Annotated in this window: 22 protein-coding genes; 21 read left to right on the top strand and 1 reads right to left on the bottom strand. The window is 70.5% G+C overall.

The window, feature by feature from the left end:
* Positions 1–156: 156 nt before the first annotated feature.
* The 8 genes from rho to BUE48_RS19520 all read left to right on the top strand — a co-directional run bounded on the left by rho (position 157) and on the right by BUE48_RS19520 (position 8,318).
* Positions 157–2,172 carry a transcription termination factor Rho gene (gene rho, locus BUE48_RS19555; RefSeq protein ID WP_286990691.1) on the top strand — a complete coding sequence of 672 codons (2,016 nt, stop codon included), beginning with the start codon at positions 157–159 and terminating at the stop codon, positions 2,170–2,172.
* Positions 2,173–2,362: 190 nt separating this feature from the next.
* Positions 2,363–3,691, top strand: a complete 1,329-nt coding sequence (locus tag BUE48_RS19550; RefSeq protein WP_012854247.1) for a sensor histidine kinase — start codon at positions 2,363–2,365, stop codon at positions 3,689–3,691.
* A 40-nt stretch (positions 3,692–3,731) separates the two neighbouring features.
* A complete protein-coding gene (locus BUE48_RS19545) occupies positions 3,732–4,379 on the top strand; it encodes a response regulator (RefSeq protein WP_041440115.1) in 648 nt (215 codons plus the stop codon).
* A 160-nt stretch (positions 4,380–4,539) separates the two neighbouring features.
* A complete protein-coding gene (rpmE, locus tag BUE48_RS19540; protein ID WP_012854245.1) occupies positions 4,540–4,761 on the top strand; it encodes a 50S ribosomal protein L31 in 222 nt (73 codons plus the stop codon).
* 109 nt (positions 4,762–4,870) lie between these two features.
* Entirely contained in the window at positions 4,871–5,956 is a 1,086-nt protein-coding gene (gene prfA, locus BUE48_RS19535) for a peptide chain release factor 1 (protein WP_012854244.1), read from the top strand.
* Entirely contained in the window at positions 5,953–6,813 is an 861-nt protein-coding gene (gene prmC / locus BUE48_RS19530) for a peptide chain release factor N(5)-glutamine methyltransferase (protein ID WP_012854243.1), read from the top strand. The genes prfA and prmC overlap by 4 nt, the downstream gene beginning before the upstream one ends.
* Before the next feature lie 44 nt (positions 6,814–6,857).
* On the top strand, positions 6,858–7,625 hold the full coding sequence (locus tag BUE48_RS19525; RefSeq protein ID WP_041442380.1) for an L-threonylcarbamoyladenylate synthase: 768 nt from the start codon (positions 6,858–6,860) through the stop codon (positions 7,623–7,625).
* Positions 7,626–7,667: 42 nt separating this feature from the next.
* Positions 7,668–8,318: an L-threonylcarbamoyladenylate synthase gene (locus BUE48_RS19520; RefSeq protein WP_012854241.1), complete on the top strand. Its 651-nt coding sequence runs from the start codon at positions 7,668–7,670 to the stop codon at positions 8,316–8,318.
* A 216-nt stretch (positions 8,319–8,534) separates the two neighbouring features.
* Here the strand turns inward: BUE48_RS19520 and BUE48_RS19515 are convergent, their stop codons facing one another.
* Positions 8,535–9,035, bottom strand: coding sequence for a hypothetical protein (locus tag BUE48_RS19515; RefSeq protein WP_012854240.1), 501 nt, complete (start codon positions 9,033–9,035; stop codon positions 8,535–8,537).
* Between the two features lie 341 nt (positions 9,036–9,376).
* Between BUE48_RS19515 and BUE48_RS19510 the strand changes: the two genes are divergently transcribed.
* From BUE48_RS19510 to BUE48_RS19450, 13 genes are all read left to right on the top strand, one after another.
* Entirely contained in the window at positions 9,377–10,459 is a 1,083-nt protein-coding gene (locus BUE48_RS19510) for a DUF2207 domain-containing protein (RefSeq protein ID WP_012854239.1), read from the top strand.
* Positions 10,460–10,609: 150 nt separating this feature from the next.
* Complete coding sequence (locus BUE48_RS19505) at positions 10,610–11,761, top strand: MraY family glycosyltransferase (protein WP_012854238.1); 1,152 nt, start codon at positions 10,610–10,612, stop codon at positions 11,759–11,761.
* A 309-nt stretch (positions 11,762–12,070) separates the two neighbouring features.
* Positions 12,071–12,544, top strand: a complete 474-nt coding sequence (locus tag BUE48_RS19500; RefSeq protein WP_012854237.1) for a Cg1360 family ATP-synthase-associated protein — start codon at positions 12,071–12,073, stop codon at positions 12,542–12,544.
* A gap of 90 nt (positions 12,545–12,634) precedes the next feature.
* Positions 12,635–12,892, top strand: a complete 258-nt coding sequence (locus BUE48_RS19495) for an AtpZ/AtpI family protein (RefSeq protein WP_012854236.1) — start codon at positions 12,635–12,637, stop codon at positions 12,890–12,892.
* 106 nt (positions 12,893–12,998) lie between these two features.
* Positions 12,999–13,802, top strand: a complete 804-nt coding sequence (gene atpB / locus BUE48_RS19490; protein WP_012854235.1) for a F0F1 ATP synthase subunit A — start codon at positions 12,999–13,001, stop codon at positions 13,800–13,802.
* A gap of 69 nt (positions 13,803–13,871) precedes the next feature.
* Positions 13,872–14,093 (top strand): ATP synthase F0 subunit C, encoded by a 222-nt coding sequence (gene atpE, locus BUE48_RS19485; RefSeq protein ID WP_012854234.1) that lies wholly within the window; start codon positions 13,872–13,874, stop codon positions 14,091–14,093.
* 51 nt (positions 14,094–14,144) lie between these two features.
* Complete coding sequence (locus BUE48_RS19480; RefSeq protein ID WP_217265547.1) at positions 14,145–14,681, top strand: F0F1 ATP synthase subunit B; 537 nt, start codon at positions 14,145–14,147, stop codon at positions 14,679–14,681.
* Positions 14,678–15,505: a F0F1 ATP synthase subunit delta gene (locus tag BUE48_RS19475; protein ID WP_286990690.1), complete on the top strand. Its 828-nt coding sequence runs from the start codon at positions 14,678–14,680 to the stop codon at positions 15,503–15,505. Before BUE48_RS19480 ends, BUE48_RS19475 begins: the two co-directional genes overlap by 4 nt.
* 262 nt (positions 15,506–15,767) lie before the next feature.
* Positions 15,768–17,408 (top strand): F0F1 ATP synthase subunit alpha, encoded by a 1,641-nt coding sequence (atpA, locus tag BUE48_RS19470; RefSeq protein ID WP_012854231.1) that lies wholly within the window; start codon positions 15,768–15,770, stop codon positions 17,406–17,408.
* A 6-nt stretch (positions 17,409–17,414) separates the two neighbouring features.
* Complete coding sequence (locus tag BUE48_RS19465; protein WP_012854230.1) at positions 17,415–18,317, top strand: F0F1 ATP synthase subunit gamma; 903 nt, start codon at positions 17,415–17,417, stop codon at positions 18,315–18,317.
* Complete coding sequence (gene atpD, locus BUE48_RS19460; RefSeq protein WP_286990689.1) at positions 18,318–19,748, top strand: F0F1 ATP synthase subunit beta; 1,431 nt, start codon at positions 18,318–18,320, stop codon at positions 19,746–19,748.
* An 82-nt stretch (positions 19,749–19,830) separates the two neighbouring features.
* Positions 19,831–20,226: a F0F1 ATP synthase subunit epsilon gene (locus BUE48_RS19455; protein ID WP_012854228.1), complete on the top strand. Its 396-nt coding sequence runs from the start codon at positions 19,831–19,833 to the stop codon at positions 20,224–20,226.
* Between the two features lie 24 nt (positions 20,227–20,250).
* Positions 20,251–20,709 (top strand): DUF2550 domain-containing protein, encoded by a 459-nt coding sequence (locus BUE48_RS19450; RefSeq protein WP_012854227.1) that lies wholly within the window; start codon positions 20,251–20,253, stop codon positions 20,707–20,709.
* Positions 20,710–20,839 lie beyond the last annotated feature (130 nt).

Below are 20,839 nucleotides of genomic sequence, written 5' to 3'. Positions count from 1 at the left end.
CGAGAACCGTCCCGACCATCATCTGGCTGTGTCCAGACACCGCCGATGGCGACCCCATCGTGATCGGCAGAGCTCGATCTGGCGCCCCCGCCGGATCGCATCATCGGGTTGCCTGGCCGACGAGGGCCAACACCCGCTCCCTGGGAAGGACCCTTAGTGAGCGAATCCAGCGAACTCCTTACGGACACCTCCAGCCCCGCAGCTGAGAACACCGCGGACCGGCCGGAGCGCCCCACGACGCGGCGCCGGCGTTCCGGCACCGGCCTGTCGGCGTTGGTGCTGCCCGAACTCAGGACGCTGGCCGCCCAGCTCGGCATCACCGGCACCACCGGGATGCGCAAGAGCCAGCTCATCGCCGCCATCGAGGCCAAGCAGGGCGGTCCCGTCACCGGGCCGAGCACCGCCAAGTCCGAGGCCAAGGCCGAGACCGAGTCCACGTCGCCGACCGAGCCCAAGAGCGAGCCGGCCGAGTCCAAGGCGAGCCGGGACGACAAGGCGGCCCAGGCGGACAAGGCGGAGGAGACCGCCTCCCGCTCCGAGGAGCAGGCCGACGCGGGCGCGGCCGAGAGCCGTCCGGCGCGCACCCGCCGCACCCGTTCCGCCAAGCGCGAGGAGGGCGAGGAGCAGCTCGCCATCCCCGAGGAACAGCAGGCCGACAAGCCCGCCGACAAGTCCGCCGACAAGGCGGCCGACAAGGCGGCCGACAAGGACAAGCAGGACGACAAGGCGGAATCCGCCGACAAGAGCGCCGACAAGCCCGCTGACAAGACCGCGGAGAAGACCGAGCGTGGGGAGCGCGCCCGGACCACCGGCGAGGAGGGCGAGGGCAACGGGCGCGAGGGCCGTCAGCGCGGCCGGGGCGGCCGGGAGCGCGGCGAGCAGCAGCAGAACGGCCAGCAGCGCCGCGGCCAGAACGGCGCCGCCGAGGAGGAGAACGGCGAAAGCGGCCGCAGCCGCCGGGGCCGCCGCTTCCGGGAGCGCAACCGCGGCCGCGGCGGCCGGGGCGAGCGGTACGAGGAGCCGGTGATCAACGAGGACGACGTGCTGATCCCGGTGGCCGGCATCCTCGACATCCTGGACAACTACGCGTTCGTCCGCACCACCGGCTACCTGCCCGGCCCCAACGACGTCTACGTCTCGCTGTCCCAGGTCCGCAAGTACGGGCTGCGCAAGGGCGATGTGATCACCGGTGCGGTGCGCCAGCCGCGCGAGGGCGAGCGGCGGGAGAAGTTCAACGCGCTGGTCCGCTTGGACACCGTCAACGGCATGGAGCCCGAGCAGGCCAAGAACCGCGTGGAGTTCTCCAAGCTCACCCCGCTGTACCCGCAGGAGCGGCTGCGGCTGGAGACCGACCCGAACGTGCTGACCACGCGGATCATCGACCTGGTCTCCCCGATCGGCAAGGGCCAGCGCGGCCTGATCGTCTCCCCGCCCAAGGCGGGCAAGACGATGGTGCTGCAGGCGATCGCCAACGCGATCACCAAGAACAACCCCGAGTGCCACCTGATGGTGGTGCTGGTGGACGAGCGGCCCGAAGAGGTCACCGACATGCAGCGGTCGGTCAAGGGCGAGGTCATCCACTCGACCTTCGACCGTCCGGCCGAGGACCACACCACCGTCGCCGAGCTGGCCATCGAGCGGGCCAAGCGGCTGGTGGAGCTGGGCCACGACGTGGTGGTGCTGCTGGACTCCATCACCCGGCTGGGCCGCGCCTACAACCTGGCCGCCCCCGCTTCCGGGCGCATCCTGTCCGGTGGTGTGGACTCCACCGCGCTGTACCCGCCCAAGCGGTTCTTCGGCGCCGCCCGCAACATCGAGAACGGCGGTTCCCTGACCATCCTCGCCACCGCGCTGGTGGAGACCGGGTCCCGCATGGACGAGGTCATCTTCGAGGAGTTCAAGGGCACCGGCAACATGGAGCTCAAGCTCAACCGGCAGCTCGCCGACAAGCGGATCTTCCCCGCGGTGGACGTGGAGGCCTCCGGCACCCGCAAGGAGGAGATCCTCATGTCCCCCGAGGAGCTGCGCATCGTCTGGCAGCTGCGCCGGGTGCTGCACGCCCTGGACACTCAGCAGGCCCTGGAGCTCCTCATCGAGAAGATGAAGGAGACCAAGTCCAACGCCGAGTTCCTGCTCCAGGTGCAGAAGACCACGGTCGCCGACCGGGACTGACCTGGTGCCGCCGACGCCCCGAAGGCCCGCCCTTCGGGGCGTCCCGCGTTTTCCGGCCCTCGTGCCACGGCGGCCGCGGTCCAGGGTGGGGATAGCCCTACCGTGGGGACGGCGGCCCGCCGTATGGCGCCGCTTCACCGCGGCCCGTCAGGCTTGAACCGTGCGGTGACGGCTGGAGGGAGGTCGGGACGTGAGCGAGCTGAACGTCATGGCCGTGCCCGGCGGATCGGGCCGGATCGTGACGGCGTCGTGGAAGCCGCTGGCGATGGTGCGCTCATCGCTGAACTGGCGGGCCGCGCTGTACCTGGGGAGCGCCCTGGCCTTCGGCCTGGCCTGGTTCATCGTCCTGGCGGTGGGCCTGACCCTGTCGGCGGCCCTGGTGATCATCTGGGTCGGGCTGCCGATGCTGGTGATCATGATGCTGCTGTGGCGGGGCGGGGCGATGCTGGAGCGGCGGCTGCTGAAGGTCGCCCTCGGCGTCGCGGTGCCCGAGCCTTATCGGCCCGCGCCCCCTTCGGCCGGCGTGCTGGGCAGGTTGCGGACGATGGCCACCGACCCGGCCACCTGGAAGGACCTGCTCTATCTGGCGCTGCGCTTCCCGATCGGGCTGGTGGAGTTCGTGGTGTCGGCGGCCGTCTGGTCGGCGACCGCGGCGTTTGTGTTCCTGCCGCTCATCGTGGCCGTCGCGGGCGAGGCGGTGGTCAACCTCGGGGTGGTGGTCTACACCGCCGACGACCCCATCAGCGCCCTGCCGGTGAGCGTGGTGGGTGTCGGGCTGCTGCTGGTGGCGCTATATGTGACCCGCGGCATGGCCGTCCTGCACGCCCTCTACGGGATGCTGCTGCTGGGGCCGAGCCGGGGCCAGGCGGAGCGGCTGCGGCTGCAGGCCCGCGCCGAGCAGCTGCGGGCCAGCCGGGCCCGCGGGGTGGACGCCGCCGAGGCCGAGCGCCGCCGCATCGAACGCGACCTGCACGACGGCGCCCAGCAGCGGCTGCTGGCGGTGGCGATGGACATCGGGCGGGCCCGCGCCAAGCTGACCTCCGACCCCGAGGCCGCCCGCGCCCTCATCGAGCAGGCCCACGAGGGCACCAAGGCCGCCATCGCCGAACTGCGCGACCTGGCCCGCGGGATCTACCCGGCGATCCTGACCGACCGGGGGCTGGATGCGGCCATCTCCGGGCTGGCCGCCCGCGCTCCCGTCCCGGTCCTGGTCGAGGTGGAGCTGCCGGAACGCCCTCCGGCCGCGGTGGAGAGCATCGCCTACTTCATCGTCGCCGAGTCGCTGACCAACATCGCCAAGTACGCCCGCGCCACCCAGGCGTCGGTCCGCGTCACCCGCGAGGGCCGGTGGGTGGTGGTGGAGGTGACCGACAACGGCGTGGGCGGCGCCACCGCCGTCCCTGGCGGCGGGCTGGCCGGCCTGGCCGACCGCGCCGCCACCATCGACGGCATCCTCACCATCGACAGCCCGGTCGGCGGCCCCACCGTCATCCGCGCCGACCTGCCCTGCAGCTGGTGACCCGTCCCGCCGCCTCGCCCCCGGCGCGACAATGAGATGCGTGAGGGTGGTCATCGCTGAGGACTCGGTGCTGCTGCGGGAAGGGCTGGTGCGGCTGCTGGCCGACGCCGGCATCGAGACGGTGGGAGTGGCCGGGGACGGGCCGGGCCTGGTGCGGGCCGTGGCCGAGCACGAGCCGGACCTGGCGATCGTGGACGTGCGGATGCCGCCCTCGTTCACCGACGAAGGGCTGCGGGCGGCGCTGCAGGTGCGGCGCGACCGGCCGAAGCTGCCGATCCTGGTGCTGTCGCAGTACGTGGAGGAGCGCTACGCCGCCGACCTGCTGGGGGACGGCGCCCAGGGCGTGGGCTACCTGCTCAAGGAGCGGGTCTCCGAGGTCACCGAGTTCATCGACGCGGTGCGGCGGATCGCGGCCGGGGGCACGGTGATCGACCCGGAGGTGATCGGGCAGCTGCTGAGCCGGCGGCGCACCGGGGACCGGCTGGAGGCCCTGACCCCCCGGGAACGCGAGGTGCTGGCCCTGATGGCCGAGGGCCGCTCGAACGCGGCCATCGCCCGCACCCTGGTGGTCTCCGAGGGGGCGGTGGAAAAGCACATCTCCAATATCCTGCTCAAGCTGGACCTGCCGCCCACACCCGACGACCATCGCCGGGTGATGGCGGTGCTGGCCTACCTGGGCGCACGCTGAGCGGCCCCCGAGCGGGGAATGCCCGGCGACCTCGGTACGTTGTCGCATCTGGCACACTTGAAGTGCGACATTCGCGGTACCGGTTCACGCCGTCCGGTCGTGCGCCGAGCGTGCGCCCCAGAGGGCGACCCGGCGACCGCTCTCAAGCGAGGAGAAGACTTTGAAGCCTGGCATTCACCCCGACTACGTCGTCACCACGGTGACGTGCACGTGCGGAAACACCTTCCAGACCCGCAGCACCGCCCGCAACGGCGTGATCCACGCCGACGTGTGCTCCAGCTGCCACCCGTTCTACACCGGCAAGCAGAAGATCCTGGACACCGGCGGCCGGGTGGCCCGCTTCGAGCAGCGTTTCGGCAAGCGGAGCGGCGCCAAGAAGTAACCGCCGAAATCCAGATCTCCAGGCAGACGACACCGGCGGCCGGGGGACTGCGCGTCCCCGGGCCGCTCGGGGTGCGCCGTGCGGCGCGCCCCGCTAGCGAAACGACACCGTGAACCTCGACGAGCTGATCGGCGAATACACCGAGATCGAAGGCAAGCTGGCCGACCCGGCCGTGCACGCCGACCAGAATGCGGCGCGCCGGCTGGGCAAGCGCTACGCCCAGCTGCGACCCATCGTCGAGACGGCCCGGCAGTTGCGCAGCGTCGAAGGCGACCTGGAGGCCGCCCGCGAGCTGGCGGCCGAAGACGGCGCGTTCGCCGCCGAAGCCGCCGAGCTGGAAAAACGCCGGACCGAGCTGGAACAGAAGCTGCGCAAGCTGCTGATCCCCCGCGATCCCAACGATGACAAGGACGTCATCTTGGAGATCAAAGCCGGCGAGGGCGGGGAGGAATCGGCGCTGTTCGCCGGCGACCTGCTGCGCATGTACCTGCGTTATGCCGAGCGCATCGGCTGGAAGACCGAGATCCTCTCCTCCCAGCCGTCCGATCTGGGCGGGTACAAGGACGTGACCGTCGCGGTCAAGGCCCGTCCCGGCCCCGACGGCGAGCCCATCGGGGCGTGGTCGCACCTGAAGTTCGAAGGCGGCGTGCACCGCGTGCAGCGGGTGCCGGTGACCGAGTCCCAGGGCCGCATCCACACCAGCGCCGTGGGCGTGCTGGTCACCCCCGAGGCCGAAGAGATCGACGTGCAGATCGACCCCAACGATCTGCGCATCGACGTCTACCGCTCCTCCGGCCCCGGCGGGCAGAGCGTCAACACCACCGACTCGGCGGTGCGCATCACCCACCTGCCGACCGGCGTGGTGGTCTCCTGCCAGAACGAAAAGAGCCAGCTGCAGAACAAAGAGCAGGCGATGCGCATCCTGCGGTCCCGCCTGCTGGCGCTGGCCCAGCAGGAGGCGGAGGCGGCCGCCGCCGCCGAGCGCCGCAGCCAGGTCCGCACGGTGGACCGCTCCGAGCGGGTGCGCACCTACAACTTCCCCGAGAACCGCATCTCCGACCACCGGGTCGGATACAAGGCCTACAACCTCGACCAGGTGCTCGACGGCGACCTGCACAACGTGATCCAGACCCTGGTCGAGGCCGACCTGGAACGCAGACTGGCCGAAGCCCAGGGAACGACCCAGGGAACATGAACCTGCTGCTGGAGGAGGTGGCGCGGGCGACGGTGCGGCTGGCCGACGCCGGGGTCGCCTCGCCCCGTGCCGACGCCGAGGAGCTGGCCGCGGCCGTGCACGGGGTCAAGCGGTCTGAGCTGCACACCGTTCCCGACTCGGCGTTCGACGCCCGCTTCTGGGAGGGCGTGGCCCGCCGCGAGGCGGGCGAGCCGCTGCAGCACATCACCGGCCGCGCCTTCTTCCGCTACCTGGAGCTGAAGGTGGGGCCCGGGGTGTTCATCCCCCGCCCGGAGACCGAGGTGATGGTCGGCTGGGCGCTGGAGACCCTGCACCAGATGGACGTGCGCGACCCGCTGGTGGTCGACTTGGGCACCGGCTCGGGCGCCATCGCGCTGAGCATCGTCCAGGAGGCGCCCAGCGCGCGCGTGCACGCCGTGGAAAAGGACCCCACGGCGTTCGTCTACGCCACCCGCAACGTCGAGGAGCTGGACCTGCGGGGGCGGGTGCGGCTGCATCTGGCCGACTTCGCCGACGCCCTCCAGGAGCTCAACGGCACCGTCGATCTGGTGATCAGCAACCCTCCCTACATCCCGATGAGCGAGTGGGAGTACGTGCCGCCGGAGGTGCGCGACCACGACCCGGCGGCGGCGCTGTGGGGAGGCGGCGACGACGGCCTGGACGCCATCCGGACGGTGGAGCGCACCGCCCGGCGGCTGCTGCGGCCCGGCGGCCATGTCGCGGTCGAGCACAGCGACATGCAGGGCAACGCCGTCTACTGGGTGTTCGCCGAAGAACACGGCTGGCGGGACGTCCGCAACCACCGCGACCTGACCGACCGGGACCGCTTCGTCACCGCCCGCCTGGCGGTCGAGTGACGCCGGGACGCGACCGTGCGGCGGGCGGTGCGAGAATGGCCGCCGTGAGCCGACGTTATGACTGCTCGGATCCGATGGAGCGGACGCGGGGCATCGCCGAGGCCGTCTCGGCGGTGCGGCGCGGCGAGCTGATCGTGCTGCCCACGGACACGGTGTACGGGATCGGCTGTGACGCCTTCACCCCTTCGGCCGTGCAGGCGCTGCTGGACGCCAAGGGGCACGGCCGGGACCGTCCGCCGGCGGTGCTGGTCGGCTCGGTGCGCGCCGCCACCGCGCTGGTGGAGGATCTGGGCACCTACGGGCAGGACCTGATCGACGAGTTCTGGCCGGGGGCGCTGACGCTGGTGTGCCGGGCCAACCGCAACCTGTCGTGGGATCTGGGCGACGCCAAGGGCACGGTGGCGGTGCGGATGCCGCTGCACGACCTGGCCCTGGAGCTGCTCAAGGAGACCGGGCCGCTGGCGGTGAGCGCCGCCGCCCGCAAGGGCGGGCCGCCGGCGCGCTCGGCGGCGCAGGCCGAGTCGGTCTTCGGTGACGCCGTGTCGGTCTGCCTGGACGGCGGCCCCTCCGGGGAGCGGCAGCCCTCCACGCTGCTGGATTTGACCGGGCCGATTCCCCGGCTGCTGCGCGCCGGGGCGGTCTCGGTGGACCGGATCCGCGCCATCACCGGCGTGGTGATGACCGAGGAGGACGAATCGGCGGAGGAGACCGCCGAACCGCAGGCCGCGCCGGCCAAGGAGCCCTCTTCGGACGGAGCCGCGGCGCAGGACGGGCCTTCCCTCGACAAGGGGGCTCCCGGCGGCGGTGCCTGAGCCCGGGACGCACCCATCCGGACCTTCGAAAGCGGAATTCTCGTGAGCCGACGCTACGACTGCACCGACCCCGCGCGGCGGGCCGCCGGCATCGCCGCCGCGGCCGCGGCCGTGCGGGCCGGGGAACTGGTCGTCCTGCCGACCGACACGGTCTATGGCGTCGGCTGCGGAGCCTTCCTTCCCGATGCGGTGGACGCCCTGCTGAAGGCCAAGGGGCGCGGCCGGCAGATGCCGGCCCCGGTCCTGATCGGCTCACCGGAGGCGCTGGCGGATCTGGTGACCGACACCGGCCCTTACGGCCCGGCCCTGATCGAGGAGTTCTGGCCCGGCGCGCTCACCTTGGTCTTTCCGGCCGTCCCCGGCCTCGCCCGGGTGCTGGGCGACGCCCAGGGCACGGTCGCGGTCCGCATGCCGCGCGATGAGCTGGCGCTGGAGCTGCTGCGGGAGGCCGGGCCGATGGCGGTCAGCAGCGCCAACCTGACCGGGCGCCCGGCGGCGCGCACCGCCGGGGAGGCGTTCGCGCAGCTGGGCGAATCCGTGGCGGTCTACCTGGACGGCGGGCCGGCGCCGCTGGGGGAGCCGTCCTCGATCGTCGATCTGAGCGGGGATGAGCCGCGTCTGCTGCGGGCCGGCGCTCTTGCGGCCGAGACACTGCGGCGGGTCTGCGGAACCTTGAAGGAGGGGGCCGGCTGACTCGTCCCAGGGACGATCTTCCGCATATGGCGAAGGGCCCGGCGGGTGACCGCCGGGCCCTTCTCATGCCGGGCTCGGTGAACTTTTCAACACGTGGTCTTAGGCGCCGAAGACGGGAGCCCCGCCGGCATCCGGGGTGATGACGTTGCAGGTGGCGGCATCGTCCCCGGCTTCAAGGCCCCCTTTCGGTCTGCGGAGACGGCGTGTTGAAAAGGTTCAGTACAGCTTGCGCCACTTCTTGTTGGCGTACTGGTACTTGCCGGTCTTCACGTTGCGGCGGCATTCCTGAACCCACAGGTGCCCGGTGTACTTCGTGGTCCAGGTGAACCTCGCCGAGGCCTTGGTGTCGACGTAGCGGCCGGTGGAGTAGCGGAGCACACCCCGCCAGTACTGGCGCTTCTTGCCCTTGGTCGCCCTGAAGCGGACGCAGGCGCTCCAGCCGTCCCTCTTACCGTCGGTCAGGACGCCCCGGATCGTCACCTTCTTCTTGTTCCGGACATAGGTGCCGGAGGCCGAGACGTTGGCGAAGGCGTTGATCGGCTTCCACTTCTTTTTCTTCTTCTTCTTGGCCGCGGTCTCGATGGAGGCCGCCTCCGAAGAGGCCCCGGACACGGCCACGGTGGTGTCGGCGGGCGACGCCTGAGCGGGGGTAGCGAACGCGCCGATGCCGGCCACGAGCGCTCCAGAGGTCGCGGCCACCGCGACAATGCGTCGCATGTGTCCTTCCTCTCGCTACGGGATTGGATTCGGTCGGTAAAGCTAACATTCAGGGCGGACCGATGCATCCGTAAATCCCAGGAAAGGCCGGTTTCGGTCACAAATCGGCGCAGTCGGGCGAGATGGCGCCGCAGCATATGCCGGAAGTGCGTCCGGAATGTGCAATAGTGCATTGAGGGGCGGGACAGAATGTGATAGCGGTAACGCCTTTCGGGTGCGCTCCGCGGCATTTCTGCAGGTCTTGACGCCGCCCTGGCGGACGGCCGGGGGCGGCGGCGCGGCGGGCGCCTTGCGGGAGCTTTCGGCCCGCGCCGAGGCCGTCCGGCGGGACAATACCCGGTATGCCTCATGTGGTCTGGGCGATGGCGGTCACGCTCACGGTCCCGGCCGCCTTCGCCTCCCTCGGCCCGCCCGCCCCGCCCGCCGGGCCGGGGGAGAGCATCCCGACCTACGACGTCGTGCTGACCGTGCGGAACGATGGCGTGCTGCACGTCCGGGAGACGATCACCTACGACTTCCACGACCGCCGCGAGCACGGCATCGTCCGCCGCGTCCCCTACCGCGTCGGCGACCGGCTGTATGACATCCGCAACGTGCGCGCCAGCAGCTCCACCGGGGCGCCGGCCCGCGCTCGCGCCACCCGGGTGCTGCACGACCTGCGCATCGCGGTGGGCGGCGGGCGCCGCAAGGTCAGCGGACGCCAGGCCTACGTGGTCGAATACGACGTGGTGGGCGCGCTGACGCCCGCGCCCGGCCGGGCGGAGCTGCGCTGGGACGCCGTCGGGACCGGCTGGGGCGTGCCGATCGGCGAGGTCTCGGTGCGGGTCCACACGCCGGCCCGGCCGCTGGGCGTGCGCTGCCGGGCGGGGGCGCACCGGCGCGCCGGCCCGGGGCTCACCGAGTGCGGCCGGGGCCGCGCCGCGCCGCGCGCGGTGGAGTTCACCCAGCGGGACCTGCGCCCCCGCGAGAGCGTGCTGATCGATGTGCACTTGCCGGAGGGCGCGGTCGAGGTCCCCGCCCCCCGGTATGCGCGCCCCCATTTCGCCTTCTCCCGGCTCGGGTATGTGCTGTCGGCCCTGTGCCTGGCGGTGGGCCTCGCCCTGGCCCTGGCGGCGCGCCTGGCGCGTTCTGAACGGCCCGCGGCGGCCATCGCGCGAAGGCTCGCCGCCGGCGGGGCGCCCGGCCGGCGGACGGGAGCGCTGCTGCTGGCCACGGGGGCCGCGGCGGTGGTGTGGGACCTGGCCGACGACGTGGTGGCGCACGGCCTGTGGGCGGCCTCGGTGGGCGATCCGGCCCTGGCCGGGATGGGGCTGCTGGCCCTGGGAGCGGCGATCGGCGCCCACGGGCGGAGATCGGGCCGTCCCGGATGCGTCGTCCGCAACAGCCGTTCAGAACATGAGGCATCAGGGGATCATCGGGCATAGTGTTGGCCACACTGCCCCGCGTCCGGCGAACCGGCCGGCCGCGGCCGGCGTCTGCACAGTGAGAAGACGTGTGCCCGCAGGCGGCACGACCGGCGCCCCGCGGCGGAAGGGGGCGGCGGCGTACACGAGGACGGGAAGGGGGTGCCGCCCATGCGCGAGTACCTGCTCATCGTCCTGGTCGCCGCGGTGATCACCTACCTGACCACCCCCTTGGTGCGGGCGCTGTCGGTGCGGTTCGGGGCGATGACCGCCGTCCGCGACCGGGACGTGCACGCCATCCCCACCCCCCGGATGGGCGGGCTGGCGATGTTCTTCGGCATGATCGGCGCGCTGGTGGTGGCCAGCGGGCTGCCGGTGATGCGCAAGGTCATGGAGGAAAGCGACGTCGATCGCGGGCTGCTGCTGGCCGGCGGGCTGATCGTGCTGCTGGGCATCGCCGACGACCGCTGGGAGATCGACGCGCTGACCAAGTTCGCCGGGCAGGTGGCCGCCGCCGGGCTGTTCATCCTGAACGGCATCCAGCTGTTCGTGGTCCCGCTGCCCAACGGCCAGCCGCTGGTGCTGCCGCCCGAATACGGGGTGCCGCTGACCATTTTTCTGGTGGTCGCCACCATCAACGCGGTGAACTTCGTCGACGGGCTGGACGGGCTGGCCGCCGGAGTCGTCGGCATCGCCGCGATGGCGTTGTTCTCTTACGCCTCGCTGCTGGCCTTCATCGAGCATCTGTCCCGGATTCAGCCGGCCACGCTGGCCGCTGCGGTGCTGATCGGGATCTGCGCCGGATTCCTGCCGCACAACTTCAACCCCGCCCGCATCTTCATGGGCGACACCGGCTCCATGCTCATCGGGCTGCTGCTCAGCGCCGTCATGATCTTGCTGACCGGGCAGTTCGACAGCGCCGTCATCGGCCCGGTGACGCAGATTCCCTTCTTCCTTCCGCTGGTTCTGGTGCCGTTGGTGGTGGCGGTTCCCTACATCGACATGCTGCTGGCGGTATGGCGCCGGACGAATCAGGGTAAATCGCCCTTTGCGCCCGACAAGTTGCATTTGCACCACCGTCTTCTGGAGCTGGGGCATTCGCACCGCCGGGCCGTTTTGGTGATGTATTTCTGGGTCGGCCTGCTGGCCTCCTGCGTGGTGGGGCTGTCGTTCATTCGCTCCATTCCGCTGGTGCTTTCGGTGACCGGCCTGGTGGCCATCGCCGGAGTGGTGGGTCTGATCGCCGAGCCCTGGCGGCGCCGCCGTCCCAAGGCCACGGCGCCCGACGCCGCCGCCCCCCAGCGCCCCCGCGAGCACGTCTGACCGGTGCGCCCGGCTTCGCGCTCGATGAGTGGAACATCACGCGGGCGTCCGCCGAGACCGCTGGGGGAGCCGCCGCCGATCGGCCCCTGTGCGCCGCCGGGACTCTGCGGGACGGGGCGTGCGGTGCGGTCGGCCCCGCCGTGAACGGCCGGCGGGGCGGCTTTGAACCGATCACGACGATTCGGTGAACTTTGTGGCTCCTGGTGACGCTGTGCCATAACGTGATGGGTCATTGTGGGCGATCACGACGCTTGTGATACCTTTCACGAGCAAGACGCCGAACACAGACCGTGACCAGGCGGAGTCCGCATGCATTCTTCCGACGCCCTGATCCTGCGGGGCGCCGCGATCCCCACCGGCCTGGCCGGCGCGCTCGCCATCGCGGTGGGCCTGCTGGTCGCCGGGGCGCAGGGGGCGCTGGGCGCCGCACTCGGCACGCTGGTGGCCATCGCCTTCTTCAGCGTCAGCGTGGTCGCGGTCAGTTACGCGTCCAAGGTCTCGCCGCAACTGATGTTCGCCGCCGCGGTGCTCAGCTACATCACCAAGATCTTTGTGATGTTCGCGCTGATCGCGGTGTTCCGGGACGTCACGGCCTGGGATCCGGCGGTCTTCGCCTACACGATCATCGCGTTGACGGTCGTGTGGGTGGGCGCCGAGATCCGTGTCACGGCCCGCGCCAAGACCCTCTATGTGGACGATCCCGCCGACCCCGCCGGGGCCGCGGGGCGGAGCGACTCCGCCACCGGCGCCCTGTCCGGTTCGGCCGGCGAGCGGGGTCCATGATGGGCGTGGTGAACCGGCCTGGGGTGATCCCCGCGACAGGGCTCGGCCTCAGTGACTACTCCGATATGACCATGAGGGGAGTGGGCTGCTATGGTCCGTGCTGCGATGAGCGGGGAGGGGCACCGGCCCGACCAGCAGCCCGGCGAGCCGGAGCGCAGCGCCGACCAGCAGCGTTTCGCCAACGCCGCATGGTCGATCCCGAGCTATCTGCTGTCCGGGATGGCGGTCTACGGGGGGATCGGCTGGCTGCTGGATCGCTGGCTGGGCACCTCGGCCTTGCTCCCGATCGGGATCCTGGTCGGTCTCGGTCTTGCGCTCTACATGGTCTACCTCCGCTACGGGCGCTGACCGCACCGGCGGCGTCCCGGCGGCGGGCCGGCCGATGCTCGGCGCTCATCGAGCCCTCCGGGCACGCACCTGAGCACCGCACTAGCTACGACGAAGGGACTGCCGCGTGAGCGCGTCGCATATCCTCGCCGCATCCGGCGGCGGAGAGGAGTTCCAGGCTCCGGGACTGGAGCTGTTCGAATTCGCGCCGCTGTGGGACGGTGCTCCGAGCTGGCTGACCAAGCCCGTGCTCCTCGCCGCGCTGAGCGTGATCATCGTGTGCGGCTTCTTCTGGGCCGCCTTCAGCAAGCCCAAGCTGGTGCCGCGCGGCGTGCAGAACATCGGCGAGGTCGGCTACCTGTTCGTGCGCGACCAGATCGCCCGGCCGATGATCGGCAAGGACGGCGACCGGTGGATGCCCTTCCTGGTCTCCACCTTCTTCTTCATCCTGATCATGAACTGGATGGGCGTCATCCCGCTCATGCAGATGCCGATCGCCTCGCACATCGCCTTCCCGATCGTGCTGGCCGCGATCGTCTACGTGATGATGTGGTTCCTGAGCATCAAGCACCAGGGGCTGATCGGCTGGTTCAAGAACATGATGTTCCCGCCCGGCCTGCCCAAGCCGCTGTATGTGCTGTATGCGCCCATCGAGCTGCTGTCGGTGATCGTGCTGCGGCCGTTCACCCACTCGGTCCGGCTCTTCGCCAACATGTTCGCCGGTCACCTGCTGCTGGCCTTCTTCGCCACGGTGGCCTACTGGTTCCTGATCGAGAAGCTGACCGGCCTGGGCGCCGGGCTCGGCGTGGTCGGGTTCGCGATGACCATCGTGATGACCGGCTTCGAGATGTTCGTGCAGGCGCTGCAGGCGTTCATCTTCACCCTGCTGGCCGCCTCCTACATCGGCGGAGCGCTGCACCCCGATCACTGACCTGACTCTTTTCGTCCAACCCCAGCTCCGGTGGGAGATCCCGCCGGCCGATCGAGAAGGAAAACGCGAATGTTCCTTGCTGAAGTCACCGGTAACCTCGGCGCCATCGCCTACGGTCTGGCCGCCATCGGCCCGGGTATCGGCGTGGGCATCATCTTCGGTCAGGGCGTGCAGGCCATCGCCCGTCAGCCGGAGCTGACCAACGTCATCCGCACCAACATGCTGCTGGGCTTCGCGCTCACCGAGGCGCTGGCGCTGATCGGTTTCGTCGTGCCGTTCGTGCACAGCTGATCCACTGCCCTTCCCACCATCTGACCGGAAGGCGGAACCTTGAACTTCTTCCTGGCCGCGGAAGGCGAACCGCACAACCCGCTGATCCCGGCACCGGCCGAGCTGATCTTCGGCACGATCTCGTTCGCGATCGTGCTGATCGTGGTCGGCTGGAAGCTCGTCCCGCAGATCCAAAAGACGCTGGCCGAGCGGACCGACGCGATCGAGGGCGGGCTGAAGCGGGCCGAGGAGGCCCAGCGGGAGGCCCAGGCCACCTTGGCCGAGTACCAAAAGCAGCTCGCCGAGGCCCGTGCCGAGGCCGCCCGCCTGCGGGAGAAGGCCCGCGAGGAGGGCGCGCAGATCGTCGCTCAGATGCGCGAGGAGGCCCAGGCAGAGGCCCGGCGCATCGTGGAGTCGGCTCAGGCCACCATCGAGGCCGAGCGGCAGCAGGCGCTGCAGCAGCTGCGGACCGAGGTGGGTGCGCTGGCGGTCGAGCTGGCCAGCCGGGTGGTCGGTGAGGCGCTGGCCGACCAGGCCGCCCAGAGCCGGGTCATCGACCGCTTCCTGGCCGAGCTGGAGGAGCGGACCCGCACTCAGGAGCCCGCATGAGCGCTGCCGTGATCGGAGCGGTCGCCCGCGCCTCCCTGGCCGAGGCGCGGGAGCGGCTGGAGACCGTGCTGGCCACGGCCGACCTGGCGGAGCTCGGCGGGGAGCTGTTCGCGGTGCTGCACCTGGTGGACCGCGAGCACGGCCTGCGCCGGGCGATCTCCGATCCGTCGGCGCGCCCGCAGGCCAAGGCCGACCTGGTGGCCGGCCTGCTGGACGGCAAGGTCTCCGCGGCGGCCTCCTCGGTGGTGCAGGACGTGGTGCGGCTGCGCTGGACCCGTCCCAGCGAGCTGGCCGACGCGCTGGAGACGCTGGCGGTGACCGCCGAGGCCGCCCGCGCCGAGGCCGACGGCGTGCTCGACGACCTGGAGGACGAGCTGTTCCGGTTCTCCCGGATCGTCGAGGGCGAGCCGCAGTTGCGCACCGCGCTGACCGACCCGGCCCTGCCGGACGACCGCAAGGACGGCCTGCTGTCGGCGCTGCTGGACGGCAAGGTCACCCCCTCGGCCCGGCGGCTGATCGGCGAGCTCGTGCTGCACCCGCGAGGCCGTAGCCTGGAGAGCGGGCTGGCGCACTACGGTCGGCTCGTCGCGCAGCGACGGCAGCGCCTGGTGGCGCTGGTCCGTTCCGCGGTGGACCTGACCGAACGGCAGCGCACCCGGCTGGCGGCCGTGCTGTCGGCGGCCTACGGCCACGAGGTACACCTGAACATCGAGATCGACCCGAGCGTGCTGGGCGGCCTGTCCATCCAGATCGGGGACGAGGTCATCGACGGCACGATCGCCGGGCGGCTGGACGAGGTCCGGCGGCGGCTCGCCGGGGGCTGACCGGTGGGTCTCTTCCCGACGTCGCCCGCCGTCCGGGACCGATGCGCCCGGACGGCGCGGGCGGCCGCCCGGGCGGTGCGTCGGGGAGAGCCGGCAGAGCGCGGCGGGCGGCCCAGCCGCCTGCGGCGCGAGCGGACAGCCCTGTGGAGGGCTCGCGGCGCCGATGGCGAAGCGACGAGCCGACGAGCGCGTGGCCGAGACGAGTCGGCGCGGGCTGATCGAGCAGACTGAGCTGACCCTTAAAGGAAGCAAGAGAGGAATCATGGCGGAGCTGACGATCCGTCCGGATGAGATCCGGAACGCGCTGGAGCGCTTCGTCCAGTCTTATGAGCCGGAGGCGGCCGCGCGCGAAGAGGTCGGCACCGTTGTCGATTCCGGCGACGGTATCGCCCACATCGAGGGGCTGCCCTCGGCCATGGCGAACGAGCTCCTGGAGTTCGAAGACGGGACCCGTGGCCTGGCTCTGAACCTGGACGTCCGTGAGATCGGCGCCGTTGTCCTGGGCGACTTCAGCGGCATCGAGGAGGGCCAGAAGGTCCGCCGCACCGGCGAGGTGCTGTCGGTGCCGGTGGGCGACGCCTACCTGGGCCGCGTGGTGGACGCCCTGGGCAACCCGCTGGACGGCAAGGGCCCCCTGGAGCTGACCGAGCGCCGGGCGCTGGAGCTGCAGGCGCCGACCGTGGTGCAGCGGCAGTCGGTGTTCGAGCCGCTGCAGACCGGCATCAAGGCCATCGACGCGATGACGCCGATCGGCCGGGGCCAGCGGCAGCTGATCATCGGTGACCGGCAGACCGGCAAGACCACGGTCTGCATCGACACCATCATCAACCAGAAGGAGAACTGGCTTTCGGGCGACGAGAAGAAGCAGGTGCGCTGCATCTACGTCGCCGTCGGCCAGAAGGGCTCCACGATCGCCAACGTGCGCCGCACCCTGGAGGAGGCCGGCGCCATGGAGTACACCACGATCGTGGCCGCCCCCGCCTCCGACCCCGCGGGCTTCAAGTACATCGCCCCCTACACCGGCTCGGCCATCGGCCAGCACTGGATGTACCAGGGCAAGCACGTCCTGATCGTCTTCGACGACCTGTCCAAGCAGGCCGAGGCCTACCGCGCCATCTCGCTGCTGCTGCGCCGCCCGCCGGGCCGCGAGGCCTACCCGGGCGATGTGTTCTACCTGCACTCGCGGCTGCTGGAGCGGTGCGCCAAGCTCAGCGACGAGATGGGCGGCGGCTCGCTGACCGGGCTGCCGATCATCGAGACCAAGGGCAATGACGTGTCGGCGTTCATCCCGACCAACGTCATCTCCATCACCGACGGCCAGTGCTTCCTGGAGACCGACCTGTTCAACCAGGGTGTGCGGCCGGCCATCAACGTCGGCATCTCGGTCTCGCGAGTCGGTGGCGCGGCGCAGATCAAGGCCATGAAGAAGGTGGCCGGAACGCTGCGGCTGGCGCTGTCGCAGTACCGTGAGCTGGAGGCCTTCGCGGCCTTCGCCTCCGACCTGGACGCGGCCTCCCGCGCTCAGCTGGAGCGCGGCGCCCGGCTGGTGGAGCTGCTCAAGCAGCCCCAGTACAGCCCGTTCCCGGTGGAGAAGCAGGTCGTGTCGGTGTGGTCGGGGACCTCCGGCGAGCTCGACGACGTGCCGGTGGAGGACATCCGCCGCTTCGAGACCGAGTTCCTGGACTACATCGAGCGCAACCACGGCGGTGTGCTGGCCGAGATCCGCGACACCGGCGAGCTCTCCGACGACGCCCTCACCACGCTCAAGTCGGCCATCACCGAGTTCAAGAAGGAGTTCCGCACCAGCGAGGGGACCCTGCTGGTGGCCGATGAGCCGGTCGAGCCGATCGCGGACGAGGCCGTGGGGCAGGAGAAGGTCCAGCGCATCGTCAAGAAGGACTGATCCTCCATGGGTGCACAGCTTCGCCTCCTGCGGCGCAAGATCAGATCGGTCAAGTCGACCGCCAAGATCACTCGCGCCCAGGAGATGATCGCCACCTCGCGGATCGTCAAGGCCCAGCAGGCGGTGGAGGCGTCCAAGCCGTACGCCGACCAGATCACCCGGGCGTTGACCGCGCTGATCAGCCATCGGGTGGGGATCGACCATCCGCTGCTGCGCGAGCAGCCGGAGGATCGCCGCTCGGCGGTGCTGATCATCACCAGCGACCGCGGCTTCTGCGGCGCCTACAACGCCAACGTGATCCGTGAGGCCGAGGCGCTGATCGCGCGGCTGCGGGAGCGGGGCCGTGAGCCGGTGCCCTATGTCATCGGCAACAAGGGCATCGCCTGGTACCGGTTCCGCAACCGGGAGCTGGCCGCCCAGTGGAACGGCATGTCCGACCGGCCCGACTTCGCCGGTGCGGAGCGGGTCGGGCGCCGGCTGACCGAGGACTTCCTCAAGACCGACGCCGAAGGCGGCGTGGGCGAGATCCACGTGGTCTACACCGAGTTCGTCTCGATGTTGACCCAGCAGGTGCGGGTGCTCCGGCTGCTGCCGCTGGAGATCGAGGAGACGACCTCCGGGCAGGTGCTGCCGGCCTATGAGTTCGAGCCCAGCGCGGAGGCGGCGCTGGACCTGCTGCTGCCGAACTATGTGGAGAGCCGGATCTTCCACATGCTGCTCCAGTCGGCGGCCTCGTTCCACGCCTCGGTGCGCCGAGCGATGAAGTCCGCGACGGACAACGCGAACGAACTGATCGAGGTCTACACGCGCATGGCCAACCAGGCGCGGCAGGCCGAGATCACCCAGGAAATCAGCGAGATCGTCGGTGGCGCTGAAGCGCTCGCCGAGTCGAGCGCGGGGAGTGAGTAAGTGACCGCACAGGTAGAGACGGCGACCGCTACCGGGCGTGTCGCCCGAATCATCGGCCCGGTCGTCGACGTGGAGTTCCCCGCCGACGCCATGCCGGAGATTTACAACGCCCTCCACGTCGATGTGACTCTCGGCGAGGAGACCAAGACCCTGACCCTGGAGGTCGCCCAGCACCTGGGCGACAACATGGTCCGGGCCATCTCGATGCAGCCGACCGACGGCCTGGTGCGCGGCGCGACCGTGGTCGACACCGGCGCCCCCATCTCGGTTCCGGTCGGCGACGTCACCAAGGGGCACGTGTGGAACGCCCTGGGCGAGACCCTGGACGTCCCCACCTCCTCGCTGGAGATCAACGAGCGGTGGAGCATCCACCGCAAGGCCCCTGACTTCGACCAGCTGGAGTCCAAGACCGAGATGCTGGTCACCGGCATCAAGGTCATCGACCTGCTCACCCCGTACGTCAAGGGCGGCAAGATCGGCCTGTTCGGCGGCGCGGGCGTGGGCAAGACCGTGCTGATCCAGGAGATGATCCGCCGGGTCGCCAAGAACTTCGGCGGCACCTCCTGCTTCGCCGGCGTGGGCGAGCGCACCCGCGAGGGCAACGACCTGTGGGTGGAGATGGCCGAGTCGGGCGTCCTCAAGGACACCGTCCTGGTGTTCGGCCAGATGGACGAGCCGCCGGGCACCCGACTGCGGGTGGCGCTGTCGGCGCTGACCATGGCCGAGTACTTCCGGGACGTCCAGAAGAAGGACGTGCTGCTGTTCATCGACAACATCTTCCGGTTCACCCAGGCGGGTTCGGAGGTGTCCACCCTGCTCGGCCGGATGCCCTCGGCGGTGGGTTACCAGCCGACCCTGGCCGATGAGATGGGTGTGCTGCAGGAGCGGATCACCTCCACGCGCGGTCACTCGATCACCTCGATGCAGGCGATCTACGTGCCCGCCGACGACATCACCGACCCGGCGCCGCACACCACCTTCGCCCACCTGGACGCCACCACGGTGCTCGCCCGTCCCATCGCCGAGAAGGGCATCTTCCCGGCGGTGGACCCGCTGGACTCCACCTCCCGGATCATGGATCCGCAGGTGATCGGCCAGGAGCACTACGAGGTCGCCCAGGAGGTCAAGCGGATCCTGCAGAAGTACAAGGAGCTGCAGGACATCATCGCCATCCTCGGCATCGACGAGCTGTCGGAAGAGGACAAGGTCACGGTGAACCGGGCGCGGCGCATCGAGCGCTTCCTGTCGCACCCGATGTTCGTGGCCGAGGCCTTCACCGGCCAGCCCGGCGTGTTCGTGGAGCTGGACGAGACCATCTCCTCCTTCAAGGCGATCGCCGAGGGCAAGTACGACCACATCCCCGAGCAGGCGTTCTACATGTGCGGCGGCATCGAGGACGTGGAGCGGAGGGCCAAGGAACTGGCGAGCTGACCTGCGAGCCGAAAGATTCCGGGGCGCCTTTTGCAGGCGCCCCGGAAGGGCTTGAGGTTCCTTCGACGCACAAGGAGTGCAAGTGGCAACCCTGAAGGTGGGGCTGGTCTCACCGGAGCGTGAGATCTGGTCCGGCGAGGCCTCCATGGTGGTCGCCCAGACCATCGAGGGCCAGCTCGGCATCCTGCCCGGCCATGCCCCGGTGCTCGGTGTGCTGCTGGACGGCAGCGTGGTGAAGATCCAGCCGGCCGACGGCTCGCCGGAGATCACCGCCATGGTCGGCAGCGGCTTCGTCTCCGTCGCCTTTGATGAGGTGTCGGTGCTGGCCGAGCAGGCCGAGCTGGGCAGCGATGTGGACGTGGAGGCGGCCCGGCAGGCGCTGCAGGCCGCGCAGGCCCAAGGCGGCGGTGACGAGGCGGCCGCGGTGGCCGAGCGGCGCGCCCGCGCCCGGCTGCGCGCCGCGGGGCTTGAGGCCTAGAAGCGGGACCGAGGGCGGGGGCAGTTGGCAGAGCACCTGGCGTGGGACGTGGGCGGGGTGCTCGCTGCGGCGGCATTGCTCGCCCTGCTGTTCCTGAGCGCGGTTCTGCTGCGCCGCTGGCTGCTGCAGCGCAGCGGCGGCACCGTGGAGTGCAGCCTGCGGACGCTGCCGCAGGACGGCGCTCCGGGGCCGTGGCGGCTGGGTCTGGCCCGTTACCGCGGTGACGAGCTGCACTGGCATCGAGTTTTCGATTTTCGTCTCAGGCCCCGGCAGGTCATCGGCCGCCGGGGCCTGATCGTGTCCAACCGCCGCCGGCCGGACCCGGGCGAGCTGCCGGAACTGGGTGCGGACGCGGGCATCGTCGAGGTGCACAACAAGGACCTGCGGGTGGAGCTGGCGATGGGCCAGGCGGCGCTGACCGGTTTCCTGGCCTGGCTGGAGGCCGCCCCGCCCGGATTTCCGGTCGATATTTCCAAGGGTTAACGCCCGCCGGAATAGGGCGAATTGTCCTTCTTGTCAAATCCGCAACGCAATCTTGACTATCGCCCCTTGTGGGCAGTGTGGGCGCAATGTCAACATCTGGCCCATTCGGCTCCATAGGAAACCCGAGGAG

The sequence above is a fragment of the Thermomonospora sp. CIF 1 genome (assembly GCF_001896795.1).
In the GTDB taxonomy this organism is placed as follows: Bacteria; Actinomycetota; Actinomycetes; order Streptosporangiales; family Streptosporangiaceae; genus Thermomonospora; species Thermomonospora curvata.
This window is presented reverse-complemented; position numbering and strand designations above follow the sequence as displayed.